This window comes from Dietzia sp. B19, assembly GCF_014145155.1.
GTDB lineage: Bacteria > Actinomycetota > Actinomycetes > Mycobacteriales > Mycobacteriaceae > Dietzia > Dietzia natronolimnaea.
The window spans coordinates 1-2,108 of sequence record NZ_JAALED010000338.1; the positions used below are offsets into that span (position 1 = coordinate 1).

Consider the following 2,108-nt stretch of genomic DNA (forward strand, 5'->3'; position numbering starts at 1 on the left):
TCCCCCGGCGACCGCCGCGATGCCACTCCTCGAGCGCGGCGGCCGAGTCGGCGAAGGCCCGGAACGTCCCCACCGCGTCGGGACAGTCGTGCATCAGGCGCGCGAGGTCGTCGTCGTCGCCCGGATCGCCGTCCCCGTGCGCGATCTCCGACACGTCCCCCGGATACCCCGGACCGTCCACGCCGCGCCCCAGGTGCTCGGCGGCCAGGGTCAGACGCAGTCTGCGGGCGTACGGACTGTGATCGGACGCGGCCGTGTCCACCACCACCGCCGAGAGTTCCGAGTCGTGGGTCCACGAGCGCCGGCTGAAGTTGTCGGAGCCGACCGAACACCAGGTGTCGTCCACGACGCACACCTTGGCGTGGACGTAGACCGGGGTGCCGTCGGAGTTCTCCGGCGCGTAGAAGGCCACCCGGCCGGGGGCCGCGGCGGCGAGTCGGCTCATGGCGCGCTGCCGGCCGAGGAGCTGCGGGAGACGGGAGACCGGGTTGTCGCTGTCCGTCCACCGGGGCATCACGACGACCAGGTGCAGTCCCTCGTCCCGCTGGAGCGATTCCACGAAGGAGTCCGCGATCGCGCGCGACCACAGGTACTGGTCCTCCACGTAGATGAGGTCACGGGCACGCTCGAACGCCTTGGCGTACCCGCGGGCGACGCTCCGCTCACCCCTCCGTGCGAACGGGTAGGCACGTCGACCGTGCCGGCCGGCGTAGGTGCGGAGCAGCTGGACGACGTGCGTGCCACCCGGCACCGCCGGCGGCGGCGCCTGCGGGGGCAACGGTTCGGCGCGCACGTCCACGTGGTCGCGGTCCACGCGGAACCGGCGACGCGACCGCGTCAGGGGCGCCGGGTCCTCCCACCGTTCCCGGAACACCGTCTCGGCGTCGTACACGGCCGGTCCCGAGATGGCGCACTGCACGTCGTGCCACGGCGGCGTCACCCCGTAGACCTCGGACATCGACTGCGCCTGCGGGTCGCCCCGGTGTCGGGCGTCGTCCCGCCGCGAATGACACAGGTCGATGCCGCCCACGTAGGCCACGTCCCGCCGCGGGGCGTCCGCGTGTCGGATCACCACCATCTTCTGGTGGTGCGACCCGCGCGGCGGCACCCGCATGTCGAGCAGGACGTTGCCGCGCCAGTCGGTGAACAGGATCAGATCGCCCCGCCCGGTGGCCTCGATCCTGTCGAAGAGCTCGGCGAAATACGTGGCCCCGTGGACCAGTGGGCGGACCTCGTTGCCCTCCGACCAGGCCTCGTTCCCGGGATGACGGGAATCCAGACGGGTGTCAGGGTTGCCCCGCTCGTGCGCGGAGAGCAACCACTCGGTGAGGGCCATGTGTTCGGACGCTACCGACTCGTCACCCCGGATCGGCAATACTCTCCCCATGACCCCACCCGAGCCCTTTCCCACCGACTGGACCCGCGGCCTGGTCCTGGTCGCCCATCCCGACGATCCCGAGTACGGCATGTCCGCCGCGGTGGCCCGCTGGACCGCGGAGGGTCGCCACATCGTCTACGTGCTGGCCTCGAGCGGCGAGGCGGGGATCGAGGGGATGCCCCCCTCGATCGCCGGACCGGTCCGGGAGGAGGAACAGCGCCGCTCCTCGGCGATCGTGGGCGTCGAGGAGGTGGAGTTCCTCGGTTTCCCCGACAGCAGGATCGTCAACGACTCGGAGCTCCGCGACGCGATCGCGGACTCCCTCCGCCGTCACCGGCCGGACATCGTGATCTCCCTGTACTCGGGGCCCGAGTGGGCGCCCGGTGCCCCCAACCAGAGCGATCACATGGAGTTCGGTGCCGCGGTGGGCGCGACGTACGACGACCTGGTGGCCGCCGTCGGCGTGGACGCCGCCGAGGGGCGTCCCCGGATGTGGTTCGAGTCCGCACCGCAGCCCACCCACTACGTGGACGTCGAGGGGTTCGTCGAACCGGCCGTCGCCGCGCTGGCCGAGCACAAGGAGTACCTCTCGGTCCTCGACCCCGGCACCCCCGTCCCCGAGCAGGCCCGCCGGCAGGTGGAGTCGGTGTGCGCCCCCCGAGAGGACCTGGCCGGGGACCGGCCCGTGGTGAGTTTCCGGCGCATGCGGCCCTGACCGGCACGCGAGCCC

The 2,108-nt window shown here is 72.2% G+C and carries 2 protein-coding genes; one reads left to right on the forward strand and one right to left on the reverse strand.

Going from position 1 to position 2,108, the window contains the following annotated elements:
- On the reverse strand, positions 1-1,336 hold a 1,336-nt coding region (locus G6020_RS10235; RefSeq protein ID WP_182610550.1), incomplete at its 3' end, for a phospholipase D family protein.
- A gap of 49 nt (positions 1,337-1,385) precedes the next feature.
- On the opposite strand from G6020_RS10235, the gene G6020_RS10240 reads away from it, so the two are divergent.
- Positions 1,386-2,093, forward strand: coding sequence for a PIG-L family deacetylase (locus G6020_RS10240; RefSeq protein ID WP_179523634.1), 708 nt, complete (start codon positions 1,386-1,388; stop codon positions 2,091-2,093).
- Positions 2,094-2,108 lie beyond the last annotated feature (15 nt).